We start from the raw sequence: 17,562 nt of genomic DNA on the forward strand, positions 1-17,562 counted from the left end.
TGCTTGTAGAATCTCTGAATTCTTCAAGTAAACATCTTATTACACAAATTTTAAATTTAATTACAAATGGAAAACATTAAACATAAAAATATGCCGGAAGGGTACCAACTCTCCGGTTTATTCACTACAGCGCTTCGACTCGTTGTAGGGTGGACTTATTTTTCTGCCTTTTGGAGGCGACTGGTATTGGCCGATAAGCTGGACCCCGATTTACCGGGGTATATTGGAGAAAAATTCAACCACTTTTTACCAAATGCTTTGGGAATAAAACCTATGATAGCGTATCTCGTAACACATCCGGACACATTATGGTACACTATGGTAATCTTCACCATCGTTGAAGGTATCGTCGGCCTCTTTTTTATGTTGGGTCTGTTCACCCGTCTTATGAGTATCGGCGTATTTGGTCTGGCCATGGGAATTTTACTCGGTGCCGGATGGATTGGAACAACATGCCTTGATGAATGGCAAATAGGCGTATTAGGGATAGCTGCCGGATTTACAATTTACCTTACCGGAAGTGGTAAATTCTCTGTAGATGCGCTTATGATCAGTAAAAACAAGCCGTTTATTCACAAAAAATGGTTTACTCTGTTAGCCTCCGGGCCATTATCGATACAAATCAAAAATCTTCATCGCATTGTCGGGATAGGATCAGGAGTTATTTTATTCATAACACTGTTTACCAACCAATACTTCCATGGCGGTGTGTGGGGGAACCTTCATAATAAATCTGTAAAACCAAAATTAGAAATTACAGATCCAAACATTAACTTAAGCAAACTGTCCTTTGATGTATTCAGAACAGAAGGTGCAGATGTATACGGCTCTTTTTTAATTGGTATAGCATTGAAAGATGCAAATGATAAAACCCTGTTCAGTCTAAACGGAAAAGACCTGTCACTTCCAGATACTTTACATATCGATAATTACTACGTAGCCAATGTCAAACCCGGAGCCCATAGCCTGATAATTCCTTTGGGAGCAAAAGCCCGGATCACTGTAAACCTTCCGGATAACATATCTGTAGGTAACAATACACCTTATACCCTTATCTTAACCGATATAAGCGGAATTGAATGGGAAGCTCATGTACTTCCTTAAAACATAAAAGATTCCGGGGCAAGCCCACGAGAGAGCCGAGCATAAAATAAGGGAAAGCCTACCTCTTTAGCGATGGAGCCAGCTCGCGCATGGGTAAAACATTTCAACGTAAGCCCTGTGAAATTCATCCAGAAACATTTCACAGGAACAAGCGTCGGAACTACCGATAGCTATACGGGATAAATACCGGTTATCGGGAAAAAGCATGGCTTGTTTATAACGATGCCATGCTTTTCATTTTCGGTTCAAAAATCAATCTGAAAATGAGTAACGCCATCCTTACTTTGTAAAAAATACTGAAAATGGTGTTTTTCAAGAATATCCCTTACCATAGTAAGTCCAACTCCCTGTCCCTGTGGTTTTGTGGTAAAGAAAGGTGTAAAAAGTTCGCTCTGCAACTCGTCGGATATCCCTACACCGCGATCGGTAACAGTTATATGTTCCGATGTAATGCTGAGCGTTACTTTTCTTTCTTCTGAATTTTCTGAAGCTTCGATGGCATTGAGGATTATATTGATCAATACCTGCTCCATCAGAGTTACATCAATCTGCTTATATATGGCCGGTTCAGCAGGCTTAAAGTTTAAAGTGACTCCCCTCTCTTCTGCTTTCGGCTTCATCAACATAAGGATTTCATTTGTCCACGACACCATTTCTGTCTGTTTCATTCTGGCTTCGGGAATACGGACAACCCTGGCAAAATTATTGATAAACTGGTTTAATGCTTTATTTCGTCGAATACTTATATCCAGTAAACCGGCCTCCTCTTCTCCTTGCTCTTTCTTTAGTTCTTCGAGAATTGAGTTAACGGCCCCTACTGAATTTTTCACTTCATGTGCCATCATCCTGATTACCTTATCATAAGCTTTCTTTTCGATACTGAAAATTTCCTGGCTCACTTCTTCGAGCATCAATACCTTTCGATAAAATCCTTTGTGAACAAAGGTGTTTAGAATAACCCTGTAATAATTATTCCCGAAACGTTTAACAGGAAACCGGTCATGAGCTTCAACAGTTGTTACAAATGGCAATACGTCGGATATCTTTTTCCCGATATCGTCGCCTGTTAACTTAAACAACCCGGAAGCCGAAGGGTTATACTCCGATATCCGGTCATCATAATCGAGGATCAAAATGGCTACCGGCAGGTTTTCTAATAATTGTGACAAAAAGAAATGTTGTTCTTGTTGAAAGCGACGTTCATTACGGATATTTTCGATAAGGGCGTTATACACTTTTATCATTTCATCCACTTCTTTTAGTCCGGTTTCACTGATCTTTACAGTAAAATCCTGATCTTTAATAGTGTCTATCCCCAAATTAATCTGTTCGATGGGAAGGAATAGTGCCTTAAACAGGTAAAACGATCCGACAATTAAAAACAAAATCCCGAGTTCGGCCAGCATCAGATATAACAATCGGTCGTGGAATGTATAGATCACTAAAGCGGTGAATAAGGAGAACACCGTTAAATGATATAAACGATATCGCCATTTAAGCGTCATATTTTATATTGTATTTATCGATCCTGCGGTATAGAGAGCTTCTTGTTATTCCCAATGCCCGGGAAGCATCGGTAATATTCCCCGAATAGAACTCTAATGCATTCGTAATAAGCTTTATTTCCATTTCATCAAGGGTAACCTCTCCTACCTTGGGGAATTTGGCACTATTAAAGAGTTTTGCTTCCAGATGAGGCTTAAAATCCTTTATCCCTAGTTTGTCTTTGCTACTTAATAATACTGTACGTTCTACACAGTTCTTCAACTGTCTTATATTCCCGGGGTATCGCTGTTTGCTGAGCCATTCCAAAGCATGGTCTTCTACCTTTACCCTTTTATTTCCGGAATCATTGATCTGATCGATAAAATGATTTACCAATAACGGAATGTCTGTTTGTCGTTCCGACAATGAAGGCAAATGAATATGTAATAAATTAATCCTGTAAAACAAATCTTCCCTGAAAGTAGCCCGTACTACCATATCGGCCAGGTCTTTATGCGTTGCGGATATAATCCGGACATCGGTTTTGAATGGTTTTGAACCTCCTAGCGGTTCATACACCTTTTCCTGGAGCACCCGCAACAACTTCACTTGCGAAGAAAGCGCCAGATCACCTATTTCATCAAGAAAAAGCGTTCCCTTTTCAGCAAGCTTAAAGCGTCCGTCCCTGTCTGAAGCTGCAGACGTAAAAGCTCCTTTTTTATGTCCGAATAATTCACTTTCAAAAAGTCCTTCCGGAACAGCCCCCAGGTTTACGGATACGAAAGAATGATCTTTCCTTGCACTTAAATCGTGAACAGCCTTAGCTACTAATTCCTTTCCCGTACCACTTTCCCCGGTAATAAGAACTGTGGCGTCAGTAGGTGCTACCTTTACAATCCATTCCTTTATGGTTTGAATAGATTCGGATGTTCCAATGATAGCATCAAGACTTGAATGGGTCGTTAACCGATGATTTTTCTCATTTTTATCCGTTAACTGAATTTGTGTCCTGACCGCAGCTACCAGATGTTCGTTATTCCACGGTTTGGTCAGAAAATCGGCTGCTCCAAGTTTCATTCCGTCTATGGCAAGCTGCATACTTCCCCAAGCTGTAAAAAGAATCACCGGAACGGCAGGAAAATAATCTTTAATTTGCTGTAGCAATGTTAACCCTTCTTTCCCATCGGTTCCAACCCTAAAATTAAGGTCTAAAAGTATCAGGTCGGCAGGATTATTTTCAATAAAAGGAACCGCATTAAGCGGATTAGTAAGTGCCTGTACCTCCCAGCCTTGCTTTACGAATAAATACCGTAACGACTGACAGACCGTTTCATCATCGTCTAGAATTAATACTTTATATGGTTGCATATACTTATTCTTCATGTAAAGCCACTGCCGGCATCAATTTAGAAGCTCTTTGGCTTGGGATAATACTACAAATTAACACCAAAATAAGTATTAATAGCAAGCTTAAGGCTATAGATGCAATAAAAGTATTATAATCTGTAATCAGGTTACCAAATTCAAATATCTGAACCGTTGGGATTAAAGCCACCACAAATGCTAAAAACATTAACAACAACACCTCTCCTACGACCTGAAAATGAATGTTTTGTGAAGTTGCACCCAATACCTTCCTTAACCCTATCTCTGATCTTCTCTTATTAATTGCATAACGCAGAGATCCGAAAAGTCCCATCGCAATATTGATAATTAAAAACAGGCTTACACTCAACATCCCGATTAGCGGCACCCAGTAGCGATTGTTAAACGTCTTTTTATAAGCCTGGAGCGTATCTATTGAAAAGTTTTCGTGCTTCAATTCCCTCTTAAGGATTTCGTGTATCTGCTTCTGGATAATTGCCGGGGTATTGGATTTAACAGAAATGATAAACGTATTGGAATTTCCCCAGCTCTCATTAGCCGGATAAAAGGTAAACGCTCCACCAGGTCTGAATTCCCCATTGTATTTAAAAGCTTCCGTTACCCCTACAATCTCAGCATCCTTTCCGTTAAACCTGAAAACATAACCAAGAGGTTCCTTGCCTGTCATAAACATATCTACAAATTGCTGATTGACCACCAGAGGCACATTTTTTTTAATATAATCTTCTTTTTTATAAAACCGTCCCTTCACCATTTTCAAACCATAGGCTCCGACAGCATCCTCATCTATTATGGTATATGAGGTTGCATAGGAAAAGTTCTCATCTTCGTGATTCGTATTCCAGTCACTGTTCCCAAAAGGAAATACACCATTGGAAACACTTATGGAAGTGATTTCCGGTAAAGTCCTTAACCCGCTCTTCAGCTGATTGACCTGGGCAAAGAATGCCGTAGAGTCTTCTAACCGCTCCCTGTCGAATTGCAGGTTTACAATATACCTGTCTTTTACTTCAAAACCCAGAGGCTCGCTCATATACCTCACCTTATCCAGGGCATAATGCAGGACAGCAATCAGCACTAAAAATGTAAATGCAAACTCAATAAATAAAAATGTATGCCTCTTGCGGCGTTTCCACAATAATTTTAAATAATGAAGTATCATAACGACGATGTTTTTAAAGCGTTGGCTATGGCTATTCTCGAAATTCTGTAGGCGGGTAAAATTCCTGATAAGAAGGAGAACACTACTATGATGATCAAACCAATAAAGGCCACTAACGGATTAATAGACAGATGGGTTTCTCCTAACCATTCGTTGGTGTTAAAAATCCCTAATAATAACTGACTTAGTATCAAACCCATGGCCCCGCCTATAAGAGTAAGGATCAGGTTTTCAAATAAGAACTGAACCAATACATCCCTGGTTTGTGCTCCAAAAGCTTTGCGGACTCCTATTTCTCCTGAACGTTCCAAGACTCTGGTACTATTTAAATTGATAAGATTGATAAGCGGTATCAGCATGAATAATATCAGGCCGGTAAGCACATACTGTAACAATTTGTTACCGAAACGCTGTTTTTGGGTACCTATAAAACTCCATGCATACATATCTCTAATACTTTTTTCGTTGAAAGAGAATTCATCAAAATCGTTTACCGACTGAATTGTTTTTTCTGCTTTATCGAGTTCCCTACTTATCTTACCCAAATCAGTTTTTTTATGAGCCAGCAACACTGCATTACAAGATCCCAGATGGCCAAAATTAAAGTCTAACAGGTGTTCGTTGGCAAAAGTAATAGGCATGTAAATATCTGCTCTTACAGCTTGATTGGAAGAGGCTGATTTATTGATGATTCCCACAACTTTAAAGTTTCCCCTGGTACCCCAAACAAATTCAAGCCCCAGATAATTGTCTTTTTTTCCAAAATAAGCCTGGGCGGCAGCCTTTTTCATCACAATTTCACGAACCCTGTTATCTACCGTCATTTCCGAGAAAGGTTTCCCTTCGAGAAATTCAAAATCAAAGATCTTCCAGAACTCTGCATCTACCAGGTTTGCCTCCAACTCTAATTTAGTATTTGCAGGATATACATTGATGGATACACCCGGAAAATAAACCGACTTTAATTTAGGTGAAGTCATCGGTTTAATCTTTTCATTAAAAACCGCATACGACAATGCAGAATTGGACTCGTTGACTATATTGGCCCGGTTGATCTTAGTGGTGGTAATCGTATCTATTTTCAAGATTCCATCAACCACAGTACTGTCGTATTCAGTCTCTGTCTGTCTTTCAAAACCAACAGCTGTCATACTCGGAATAAACAGTAATTTATCCGAGTCGGACATCGGTTTATTATTCCCTAATTCATTTTCTAAAACTGCCACCGCAAAAATAAGTACCATCAGCGTAAAACTTATTCCAAAGAGGGTTACTCCGGTGTATAGTACATTCTTTCGAAGGCTGTTTAATGCTATTTTTATATAATTCTTAAACATCGTTATGCTTTTTAATTAACGATACTCCCGTCAAACAGACGTATAATCCGATTCGTGCGTTTTGCTATCCCTTCATCGTGGGTTACCATGACAATCGTAACTCTGGAAGTGCTGTTCAGTTCCATTAACAAATCCATCACCTGGGTTCCTAATACACTATCGAGGTTCCCTGTAGGTTCATCAGCTAACAAAACCGATGGCTGTCCGATAATGGCCCTGGCTATGGCAACACGCTGTCGCTGTCCTCCGGAAAGCTGTCCCGGATAATGGGTCTTCCGGTGAATCAGTCCCACTTTTTCAAGTGCCTGCTCTGCCATCTTTCGTCGTTCCCTGGCACTCACTTTTCTGTATAGCAAGGGCAACTCTACATTATCAATAACAGACAGGTCGGAAATAAGATGAAAGCTCTGGAATATAAATCCAAGATGTTGGTTCCTGAATTCTGCCAGTCTTTTCTCAGGCAATGATTCCAGTTGCATCTGGTTAATAAAAATCTTTCCTTCAGAAGGCTGATCTATAAGTCCTATCATATTCAATAAGGTCGATTTTCCACACCCTGAAGGCCCCATTACTGACACGAACTCCCCTTCGGCTATGTCGAGATTTATATTCTGTAAAGCCTGGGTTTCCAGCGTATCTGTAAAATAGGATTTGTTTAGGTTTTCAATCTTTATCATTGTTATAAATAATTAGAAGTTTCAAAATCATACAAGGTTAATTCGCGTAAAGCATAATGCAAAGTCCAATAACTCCTTAAAAGCATGATATGACTCCGCCACGTGGCATCCCGCTCTGCAAATGCCAGGGTCAGGTCTGTAACACTTATACCGTTAAGAATATAGCGTTGACTGGCTATATCGTATCGCTTTTGTGCCAGATCTAAATTCTTCCGGCTCCAGCTTAACTCTTCCTGTATTTCGTTAAACTGTAATGCCAGTTGTCGTACCCTTTGTTTAAAGCTATGTTCGTTAAATGTATTCTCTTCCATGTTATACTTTAACTGAACTTTTCTCTTCTTTACTGCAAGCCGTCGCTGTCCTCCGTCAAAAATAGGCACTTCAATTCCTAATTGTACTAAAATATCTGCTTTAGAATTTTGGTAAGCAGTACCAATATCCATCCCGGAACCAATTACACCCACGCTGCCATACAACTGCATCTGCATACCGCGTGTTTTTCTTTCTTGATCCAAAACCATTTCCGCTTCCATCATAGACCGTTCGTTCTCCAGTTGCTCAGGTCTATTGTTCCAGGCCAACTGCTCTGCTTTATGAGGGTCTATATAAAAATGTCTGATATTCTGAGGCACTTCAACACTAAATAAACTATCCTCTACAGGAAATATATTCACTACTTGTTTTAATTGGCTGTCTGAACTTAACAACTGTCTTTTGGCACTGATAAGCTGTTCCTCAGACTTATTGAGTTGTAATTCGAGCTGGTACAAATCGGCTTTAGACAGTACCCCAAGGTCATAACGTTCCCTGGCTATATCGTATATCTTTTTATTGCTGTCCCTGTTTGTTTCAGCGATCTCCAGACTTACCTGGGCTAACAATACATCAAAAAAACCTGACACCACATCTAAGGCAACCTTTTCATGGTTTACAACGGTACTTTTAACAGCTATCTGATAATCGATCTGGCTCAATGACTTTTGCCATTTGAAACTATTGAATGTATTTATACCCTGCTGAATGCCTATTCTAAAAGGAACACTGTTATACAATACGGCATCATTCGTATAGTTTTCATATCGCTGCAAATTCAGCTCAGAAAAAATACGGGTATTGGTGGCTCCTATTTGTTTAGACAACAATAATTTCAGATCGCTATTATCCTGAGAAATAGGAAGAAAGCTTATACTCCCATCTGGTTGTGTAATTGCTGAAGAGCTTTTATAAAAGTTCGGCAACTGTGCCTTTAATGTTAACTGAGGTCTCAATACAGCCTTAAATGCCTCATAATCTATAGAGGCTTCCGTTAATGATAAGGCAGCTTGTTTCTGACTCATGGCATTTTCCTGAGCCAATTGTATAAACTGTTCTAAAGTATAGACCGGTTGCTGACCATAACAAAAATGAACTACCATAAAACTTAATAAAACTAACTTCTTCATCTGATTGCCAGTTTAGATTTACTTTCATAGTTCTCCATATCTGAGACAATAACACTATCCCCTTCTTTTAGCCCGCTTAATATTTCTACTTTGCCACCTGCCTGAATTCCGATTTCTACTTCTCTTGCTATGGCCTGGCTTCCGTTAACGACAAACAACTTTTGTATCTTTCCTCCTCCGAAAGCTGCACCATCGGGTAAGAACAACGAATTTTTACGCTCTCCGGTAACTACAGACACCGGTACTGAAAGGTTTGGCTTTAACATCTGTTGGGTTTCGGCTTCTAAGCGTACCTTAAACTTTACAGCATTGTTCTCCACGGTTGGGGATATCTGGTCGATGCTCCCTTTTGCTACAGTATTGTTTACTTCCACCAAAACCGGCATTCCCTTTTTAAGCTGCTGCATATATCTGTCTGAAATTCTGGCTTCGATCAAAAAAGAAGAAACATTTGCTACTTTGGCGAGGGGTTCACCTTCCTGTACTTGTACTCCAATCCGTTTTTCTACCCATGTCAGCATTCCTGATATATTGGTTTTCAGCCTGGAATCTTCCAGCTTTTGACCAAGTTCTTCAAGTTTTTGCCGTTGGATTGAAGACAATATATTTTCATTGGCCAGTTCCTGACCAAAAGAGGCTTTTTTAAATTCGTATTCACTTTGTAATTTCTCTTTTTCCAACCTTGCGATCTCCAGATCCTGCTTACTTTGGTCAAGTGCTTCTTTTGTTGCCCCTCCGATTTCATATAAACGCTCCATACGGTTTACGGCAGCCTCATAATTTTTTACCTGCAGGCTTTTGATTTCATTCTCTAATCTGATTTGCTGCAAATTCTTTTGTAACTCCAACCGTAACTTCTGTACATTGTTATCTTTCAATTTCAGTTCGTCGTTTAAGCGGTTGTATTCTAATTTCATAAACTCAGCATCCAGCTCTAAAATTGCCTGTCCGGAATCGATAACTGCACCTGCTTCATGAAAAACACTTTTTATCTTTGCCGTAACCGGGCTAACCAGTATGATTTCACCAAATGGTTCAACCACCCCCTCTGCCGATAGTGTATTTTCTATATTACCTCGCTTTACACTCTCTATTATAATGGTATTTCTATCCATAGAAGTTCTAAAAAAACGGGGAACAACAACCAAGAGTACAATAGCCCCTAAAGTTATTCCTGCAGGTGTTTGCAATCGCTTTAACCTATTAACCCGCTGTTTACGTTTATCTATTATTTTATCCATGCCATAATAAAAGCCAATGCCGTACCAAAAACACAAAACACTCATTATAAGGCATTTAATCAGAAATTTATTTTGAAAAATTGTCCGATATCGGACACTACTGTTCGATACCGTCTTCTGAATGTTTCTTTATAGCTATGATTAATACAACACATTCACTTTGAATTATTACAAGATAACGGTAACTTTATAACAACACCTTGCAAACCAACAAATAACAACCATGGGAAAAATTAAAAAGAAAGATCTCGATCAGAAGATATACGACCTGTACGACGATTATGCTCATAATAAAATGGATCGTAAAGAATTTATAGAAAAACTGTCTTTATACGCTGTAGGAGGACTTACTGTTTCATCGCTATTAAGTTTTGTACTTCCCAATTACAAGGATCATATTCAAGTTCCTGAAAACGAAGAAAAGCTGGATACTGAATTTATTGTCTATGACTCTCCAAATGGAGGTGGTAAAATTAGAGCCCAGCTGTCCCGAATTAAAAATAAAACCAGGAAGCTACCAGGCGTTATAGTAGTACATGAAAACAGGGGGTTGAATCCTCATATAGCTGATGTGGGCAGACGTGGCGCTATGGAGGGGTTTATTACTATTTCTCCCGACGCTTTAACTCCATTAGGGGGATATCCCGGTAACGATGATGACGGAAGGGCTTTGCAGCGTAAAAGAGATCGCAATGAAATGCTGGAAGATTTTATAGCTGCATTTGAATATTTAAAGAATCATGATGAATGTAATGGAAATATAGGTGTGGTCGGTTTTTGCTTTGGCGGGTGGATTTCAAATATGATGGCCGTTAAAGTAAATGGTCTAAAAGCTGCTGTTCCTTTTTATGGAGGGCAACCTCCTTCAGAGCTTGTACAAAACATTAACGCAGCATTATTGCTTCATTATGCTGAATTGGATAGCAGGGTAAATGCGGGCTGGCCGGCTTATGAAACAGCCTTGAAGAAGTATCACAAAGAATATACAGCCTATATCTACCCCAATACCAACCATGGGTTTCATAATGACTCTACCCCCAGATACGATGAGGCTGCTGCCAAATTGGCCTGGAACAGAACTGTTAATTTTTTTACCAAAAAACTACAGTAAACCACCTCGGAATTCCATGAAAAATATTTCACAAGGGCAAGCCCTGTGAAATTCCGTTAGGAATATTTCATAGGGGCAAGCGTCGGAGCATTTAAATCTCGATGATCGGGTAAAACATAAAAGCCTGCATTTTACAGCAGGCTCTTGTTTATAATATATCCCGTACTGAAATAAATTTAGTAATCAGGATTTAAATGTTCTGAAGGGTTTATTATGACCGCGTAAAAATCTTTTTGATCTTCTCTAAGATACCATCTTTTTCTCCTCCGTAATTATAGCCATATTTGTTTCCGTAACCAAAGTTAGCCATACTCACATCGTTTAACACCATAGCCACACGCTCTAGTTTCTTCTCTTTTAAAGTATCGGAAACGAAATCGGTGAACTTACTTTCTGCATACCCTGAACGCATCACATAAACCGTTACATCAGCATATTTATTAATTAAGAAAGTATCGGTAACCAACAATAACGGAGCAGAATCGATTACCACATAATCATAGCGATTTTTAAGTGCTTCAAAGAAAGTCTTTATTTTATCCCCCATTAATAACTCTGCCGGGTTTGGTGGTATACTTCCGGATGAAATCATATCCAGATTAGATTTAATTCCTGAAGGATTAATGATATCATCCAACTCTATATTGTCGTTATACAGGTAATTCGACAAACCGCTCTGACGTTTATTGTGCTGAATATACTGCTTTAACTGTGGATTTCTCAAGTCAGCACCTATTAGGACAACTTTCTTTTTGGTATCTGCAAGGGTTACTGCTAAATTTGAAGACACTAACGACTTTCCTTCTCCCTTCGTTGTTGAAGTAACCAATATTGTTTTAGCTCCATCTTCTACATTGTGATTTACAAACATGTACTGAAGGTTTGTACGTAGAATTCTAAAAGCTTCTGCCAATACTGAACGATCATCGTCAGCAATAATCTTTTCTTCTTTATCTCCCAAACTTGGCAACTCTCCTATAATAGGCAGGTTAGGTAAAGCCCGCTCTATATCCTTACGGGTAACGATCTTGTTGTTCAGCACATCCCCAACGTAAATAAATAAGAAAGGAATCAGTAATCCCATTAAAAATGCACCTCCCATTACGATCATTTTCTTAGGAGCTACCGGTTTTACAGTACTGTTGGCATAATCAACGATTTTTGCCTTAGGGGCCGTAACCGCCATATTTATAGAAGCTTCCTCCCTTTTTTGTAATAAGTACAGATATAAAGCCTCTTTTAAATTCTGCTCGCGCTCAATACCTCTAAATTCTTTTTCCTTTCCCGGAACCTTAGCAATTTTATTATCCATGATGGCTTCTTGCCTCCTCAGGTCATTCATTGCTATTCTTAAACCGGTTTTTTGTGTCTGTAATCCATTTAATACCGTAGAACGCAACTGATCGATCTGGCTGTTGATATTCTTCACTACAGGGTTTTTATCTGTAGAATTCTTCAACATTTCGTTTCGTTCTATAACCAGAGTATTATATGTATTAATAAGTTCGGCCATTCCTTCGCTTTCCTGGCCGCTCAGGTTAGTAGGCAGTAATTTGGCATTATCACCTTCATTCAGATAAGCAATCATGGTATTGGTCACCTCCATTTGGGTAGCCACCTCTAAGTGCTTTTTGTTTACTTCATTTACATTTTCTAAAAATAATACTGATTCTGCTTCAATATCCGTAAGTTTATTTTGAGACTTAAAACTCACTTTATTAGTTTCGACTGAATCTAACTCTCTTCCGATAATTTTTAAACGCTCGTCAATAAACTCAGCTGTGTTTTTTGACACCAGGTTATTGTCTATAATTGCATCCTCGTTATACTGGTTAACCAACTCGTTCAGTATATCCTGCGCCTTGGTCTTTAACGGATGCTCCAGAGCCATATTGATGACGGTGGCATTTTTATCTGCTAGACTCACCTGAATTGCCTCCTCCAAACCGATGGCTGCTCCTTCAATTGTCTTAAAGCTGACCAAAAAACGATTGGCATCGACCATTAATCGTTTTTTCTTAACGATATTAGGTACGACCATGATCTCGGCAAAAGGCAGTACAATCTTAGCGCCTAATTCGTAGGTATTCGTTTGTTCGCCGTCGTTAATACTAATTTGCTTATCGTTTATCAGCGCTATTTCATACGGCTCTTCCGGCATCTCTTCTGCCAGATTCACCTCATCGTTGTATTTCAGGATCTTAACATAAAAAGGAATGTTTCCGTAAACCTCATTTATTTTGATCCCCTCCTTAACGAAATAACTTACATTAAGCCCCAATTCATTAACTACTTTTTGAAGCAGGCGCTTGGATTTTAAAATCTCTATTTCATTCTCAACACTGGCGCCTCCCATGCCTCCCAGAACACCGATATCCTGTAAAGCAGATAACTGAGATCCCATGCCTCCTTTATCTTCTTCTTTAATCACAATACTCGCTTCTGTTCTAAAAACGGGTGTTGCATACCTCAAATAAAAGAAAGCTGCCACTACACATACAAATACACCTATGACAAACCACTTCCAGTGACGCAGGTATTTTTCAACCAGGTCCCTTAAGTGAATTTCATCCTCAAACTGATCGTCAATATAAACAGGTTCTTTACTCATTATTTATTGGTAATTAGAATAGCCAGCGAGATTAATACGGAAGCTACAGATATAAAAATGGGGATATTTCGGTTGTAAACGGACGACTGCATTTGAGCCTTGTTCGGTTCAATATAGACTACATCGTTTTGCTGCAAATAATAATACGGAGAATCTATGAAGTCGCTTTGCGTAATATCTACATAAGCATATTTCTTAATTCCTTCGGTTTCTCTTATGATCAAAACATTATCCCGGCGTCCATAGATAGTCATATCTCCTGCCAAAGCCAAGGCTTCAAGCAGGGTAATACGTTCGTCTTCTATCTGGTATGCTCCGGGTGTTTTTACTTCTCCCAAAACAGATATCTTAAAATTATCTATACGTACATTGATAATCGGGTTATCAACATATTCCGATATGCGTGTTTTGAGCAGTTCGATCAATTTTTGACGTGTTAAACCCGCTACATGTAACTGGCCCAAAACCGGAAAATCAATATTCCCTTTGTTATCCACCAAATAAGATTGTAAACGTTGCTGTCCGGTTATATTTCCCATTACATTTGGAGCAGCCGTTATAGGTAAGTTGAAGGGCTGTACCAGCTTCAGGTCCATTTCAGTAGCACCGGAAGGCGATACGGTAATATTTAAAAGATCGTTATTCTCTATAACGGTTGTGTAGTAATTAGGTGTGTTATTGCCTTCTAAGCGTTCCATATTTTGGAAATACGCCATTTTCTGACGCGAAACACAAGAAGATAAAAGCAGTGCGATTAAACCACAAAACACACTAATTTTCATCATTTTGCTTTTGACCATATTAAGTAAATTTCGGCAAATATAAAGAATGCTTTTAAAACTAAATAATCGAATATTAGTTATTTTCCTACCTTATGAAGGGGATATGTCGCTTTTTCATATATTTTTAACTGATAGTTAATAATTTAGTGAATAAGTTTAGGTTTACCCCCTTTTAAATTTGTCCTAAAAAAGATTTCAGCTTAATAGAATGCTCTGTTTTGTAGGGTTCTTCAAGAATTCCTCCTTGTTCAGAGAAAAAATGGTTAAAGGAGGGCAGGGAAAACGTCTCTATAATTTCACCTCCAAAACGTAACAACAGGTCTTTTGATATTTCCAAAGAACCGGAAGCTCCTCTACGTCCCGGAGAAGTACTCATGAGAAATACTTTTTTATCTATCAAAAAATTCCTGTCTATTCTCGATAACCAGTCTATTACATTTTTAAAATACGCCGAAGGATTTCCATTATGTTCATTTACCGAAACAATCAGGGCATCGGCATTTCGTATTTGTCTTAAAAATTCTAACAACGGATCTCCATAACCTTCTTCTCGCTCCAGGTCTTCACTAAACACAGGGAAGGTTTTTTTGCTCATATCCAAGGATTGAACTTTAAAACCACTGATCGACGAAACCGTATGAAGTATTAACTGATAATTTTTCGATCGCGAAGAATTACTTCCTGCAAATGCTAAAATCTTTTTCATTTCTGATATTGTTTCCGAGTAATTTAACAAATATACTCAACTCGTGTTTATATAAATCGCATAAGTACGGTAAACACATTTTTTGTTCCGGATAAATGTTGCAACCTACACCCGGATTTATATTTCGAAAACCTTATAAGGAAATAAAAATCAAATATTTATAAAAATATTTTGTAACTTTAAAAAGCGATTACCAATCAACTAAAAACCACCATGAAAAGAATGTCCATATATTTTATGGGGATACTTTTCTTTTTTCTTTCCTGTAAAAGAGAAACAAAAAGTAACCAAAAAACCGTTGCAATTGAAAAAATTGCACAATCAAAATATGGTTGCGTTCCAAAAACTACAGATACAGACTGGTATAATTCAGATCATAAAGCCCCTGAAATAGATGGTTTAGATGTTTTAAATTATACAATCACTACAAAAAGTAAAGAAGCTCAAAAGTTTTTTAACCAGGGTTTGGTATTAGCCTACGGTTTCAACCATGCAGAAGCTGCACGGTCGTTTTATTATGCCTCAAAATTAGACCCTGATTGTGCAATGTGCTATTGGGGATATGCATATGTCTTGGGTCCAAACTACAATGCAGGGATGGAGCCGGGAAATTACGAGAGAGCATATAAAGCTATCCGGAAAGCTACAGAACTCTCTGAGCATGCTACCCAAAAAGAGAAAGACCTGATTCATGCATTGTCTGCCAGATATGTAGCCGAGCCGGTTGACGACAGAAGCAATCTAGATATAGCCTATTCCGAATCTATGAAAAAGCTTTATCAAAAATATCCCGAAGATGCAGAAATAGCAGCCCTGTATGCCGAGTCCGTAATGGATTTACACCCTTGGGATTTATATGAAAAAGACGGTACCCCAAAAAAATGGACCCCTGAAATTGTATCGCTCCTTGAAAGTATTATGGACAAAAACCCAAATCATCCCGGTGCACATCACTTTTACATTCACGCTGTTGAAGCCTCTACCAACCCGGAAAGATCTATAAAAAGTGCCGCCATGTTTGATAATGGACTTGTACCGGGATCTGGCCATCTCACACATATGCCTTCGCATACATATATAAGAACAGGTGATTACCATAAAGGTACAATTGCGAACATCAATGCTGTAGCAATAGATAGTATTTATACCTCTGCGTGTCATGCACAAGGTATTTATCCGCTGGCTTATTATCCGCATAATTATCATTTCCTGGCTGCTACGGCCACATTAGAAGGAAATAGTCATTGGGCAATGACAGGGGCCGAAAAACTGGCTGAACGCATTCATCCTGATATTATGAAACAGCCGGAATGGTTTACCCTCCAACACTATTATATGATCCCGTTCTATGTAGCTGTTAAATTCGGAAAGTGGGATCATATCCTGGAAACCGAATTGGTTACGGACACTCTTAAATATCCGAATGCCATAAAGAATTATGCCAGGGGAATGGCTTATTTAGGAAAAAATGATATCGAAAAGGCTAAAGTTGAACTCAACGCATTAAAAGAAAAAGCCGCAGATGAATCGCTCAAGGAAATGAGCATCTGGGGAATTAATTCAATTTATACAATTGTTCAAATTGCAGAGAAGGTTCTGGAAGCTGAAATTCTGGCCAGCGAAGAAAACTATCGAGAAAGTATCGGCCTGCTCAATGAGGCTGTTATTATTGAAGACGGTCTTAATTACCAGGAACCGCCCGACTGGTTCTTTTCGGTACGTCATCACTTAGGAGCTGTTCAAATTGAAGCTGGTGATTATAAAGACGCTATTAGAACATTTCGTGAAGATTTAGAGTTGCTACCTAAAAACGGGTGGGCACAACATGGCTTAAAACTGGCCTATCAAAAAATGAATAATCTTGAAAAAGTAAAAGAGACAGAAAAATTATTAAAAAACAGTTGGGCTACAGCAGATGTAGAAATAACTACATCCCGTTTAAAATAAATCAAACTGAGTATGAATCACATCTTTTAAAATCCACTACAATAAAAATGTTCTCACATAAATACTCAGTTTGATTTAACATGTTTAGTAAATCTAATCATTTACTAAAATTTGAGTTAGTTAGTTTTGATTGAAAAAGGGGTGAAATTCACCTCTTTTTTGTTGTTAAACAAGCTATTTCTTTTCAAGCATATAAAAATCCCCTAAACTATTTTCCAGATGCAAACTGTTCCCCTCAATTCTATAGCTCCATTTACCGCTCAAAATAAGAGTCCAGTCAAATTCAGCTGTCCAGGGGCATTCATTTACAAATTCTATGGTCTTACCATTTAAACGGTACGTTCCGTTACAAATAGCAGGAAATTTCACTTGTGCGCTTGTTCCGGAAAACGATTTTTCCGAAATGAACAAAGTTACCCCTGACTTCACACCATCCCTGTCAAAATATCCCTCATACTCTCCTGTCATTTGAGCTGTTGTAACATCATCTTCTTCGTCTTCACAAGAATTAAAGACAAAAGGGATAAATACCAATAACCAAAAGATGCGTTTCATATCAGTGCTGCTTTTC

14 protein-coding genes are annotated in these 17,562 nt (G+C 38.6%); 3 read left to right on the top strand and 11 right to left on the bottom strand.

All coding sequences use genetic code 11. From position 1 onward, the window contains the following. Positions 1-66 precede the first annotated feature (66 nt). The gene (locus MQE36_RS15415) at positions 67-1,104 is read left to right on the top strand and encodes a TQO small subunit DoxD (protein WP_242936861.1); all 1,038 of its coding nucleotides are present in this window, start codon (positions 67-69) and stop codon (positions 1,102-1,104) included. A gap of 245 nt (positions 1,105-1,349) precedes the next feature. Here MQE36_RS15415 and MQE36_RS15420 read toward each other — a convergent pair whose 3' ends face one another. The 7 genes from MQE36_RS15420 to MQE36_RS15450 are packed head-to-tail and all read right to left on the bottom strand — an operon-like array spanning position 1,350 to position 9,879. Next, positions 1,350-2,609 (bottom strand): sensor histidine kinase, encoded by a 1,260-nt coding sequence (locus MQE36_RS15420; RefSeq protein WP_242936862.1) that lies wholly within the window; start codon positions 2,607-2,609, stop codon positions 1,350-1,352. Beyond that, entirely contained in the window at positions 2,599-3,957 is a 1,359-nt protein-coding gene (locus MQE36_RS15425) for a sigma-54-dependent transcriptional regulator (protein ID WP_242936863.1), read from the bottom strand. The genes MQE36_RS15420 and MQE36_RS15425 overlap by 11 nt, the downstream gene beginning before the upstream one ends. 4 nt (positions 3,958-3,961) lie before the next feature. Further along, complete coding sequence (locus MQE36_RS15430; protein WP_242936864.1) at positions 3,962-5,137, bottom strand: ABC transporter permease; 1,176 nt, start codon at positions 5,135-5,137, stop codon at positions 3,962-3,964. Then, positions 5,134-6,474, bottom strand: a complete 1,341-nt coding sequence (locus MQE36_RS15435) for an ABC transporter permease (RefSeq protein ID WP_242936865.1) — start codon at positions 6,472-6,474, stop codon at positions 5,134-5,136. Before MQE36_RS15435 ends, MQE36_RS15430 begins: the two co-directional genes overlap by 4 nt. A gap of 11 nt (positions 6,475-6,485) precedes the next feature. Beyond that, the gene (locus MQE36_RS15440; protein WP_242936866.1) at positions 6,486-7,151 is read right to left on the bottom strand and encodes an ABC transporter ATP-binding protein; all 666 of its coding nucleotides are present in this window, start codon (positions 7,149-7,151) and stop codon (positions 6,486-6,488) included. A 2-nt stretch (positions 7,152-7,153) separates the two neighbouring features. Beyond that, complete coding sequence (locus tag MQE36_RS15445) at positions 7,154-8,593, bottom strand: TolC family protein (protein WP_242936867.1); 1,440 nt, start codon at positions 8,591-8,593, stop codon at positions 7,154-7,156. Next, positions 8,590-9,879 carry an efflux RND transporter periplasmic adaptor subunit gene (locus MQE36_RS15450; protein WP_242936868.1) on the bottom strand — a complete coding sequence of 430 codons (1,290 nt, stop codon included), beginning with the start codon at positions 9,877-9,879 and terminating at the stop codon, positions 8,590-8,592. Before MQE36_RS15450 ends, MQE36_RS15445 begins: the two co-directional genes overlap by 4 nt. 178 nt (positions 9,880-10,057) lie before the next feature. On the opposite strand from MQE36_RS15450, the gene MQE36_RS15455 reads away from it, so the two are divergent. After that, the gene (locus MQE36_RS15455) at positions 10,058-10,945 is read left to right on the top strand and encodes a dienelactone hydrolase family protein (RefSeq protein ID WP_242936869.1); all 888 of its coding nucleotides are present in this window, start codon (positions 10,058-10,060) and stop codon (positions 10,943-10,945) included. A 211-nt stretch (positions 10,946-11,156) separates the two neighbouring features. Here MQE36_RS15455 and MQE36_RS15460 read toward each other — a convergent pair whose 3' ends face one another. The 3 genes from MQE36_RS15460 to MQE36_RS15470 all read right to left on the bottom strand — a co-directional run bounded on the left by MQE36_RS15460 (position 11,157) and on the right by MQE36_RS15470 (position 15,044). Then, positions 11,157-13,556 carry a GumC family protein gene (locus MQE36_RS15460; protein WP_242936870.1) on the bottom strand — a complete coding sequence of 800 codons (2,400 nt, stop codon included), beginning with the start codon at positions 13,554-13,556 and terminating at the stop codon, positions 11,157-11,159. Beyond that, positions 13,556-14,356 carry a polysaccharide biosynthesis/export family protein gene (locus MQE36_RS15465; protein ID WP_242936871.1) on the bottom strand — a complete coding sequence of 267 codons (801 nt, stop codon included), beginning with the start codon at positions 14,354-14,356 and terminating at the stop codon, positions 13,556-13,558. Before MQE36_RS15465 ends, MQE36_RS15460 begins: the two co-directional genes overlap by 1 nt. A gap of 154 nt (positions 14,357-14,510) precedes the next feature. Then, positions 14,511-15,044, bottom strand: a complete 534-nt coding sequence (locus tag MQE36_RS15470) for an NADPH-dependent FMN reductase (RefSeq protein WP_242936872.1) — start codon at positions 15,042-15,044, stop codon at positions 14,511-14,513. A gap of 213 nt (positions 15,045-15,257) precedes the next feature. Here MQE36_RS15470 and MQE36_RS15475 point away from each other — a divergent pair, with 213 nt between their 5' ends. Continuing rightward, positions 15,258-16,991, top strand: coding sequence for a tetratricopeptide repeat protein (locus tag MQE36_RS15475; RefSeq protein ID WP_242936873.1), 1,734 nt, complete (start codon positions 15,258-15,260; stop codon positions 16,989-16,991). 174 nt (positions 16,992-17,165) lie between these two features. Here MQE36_RS15475 and MQE36_RS15480 read toward each other — a convergent pair whose 3' ends face one another. Continuing rightward, positions 17,166-17,546, bottom strand: coding sequence for a hypothetical protein (locus MQE36_RS15480; protein WP_242936874.1), 381 nt, complete (start codon positions 17,544-17,546; stop codon positions 17,166-17,168). Positions 17,547-17,562: the final 16 nt, after the last annotated feature.

The sequence above is a fragment of the Zhouia spongiae genome (assembly GCF_022760175.1).
Classification (GTDB): Bacteria; Bacteroidota; Bacteroidia; order Flavobacteriales; family Flavobacteriaceae; genus Zhouia; species Zhouia spongiae.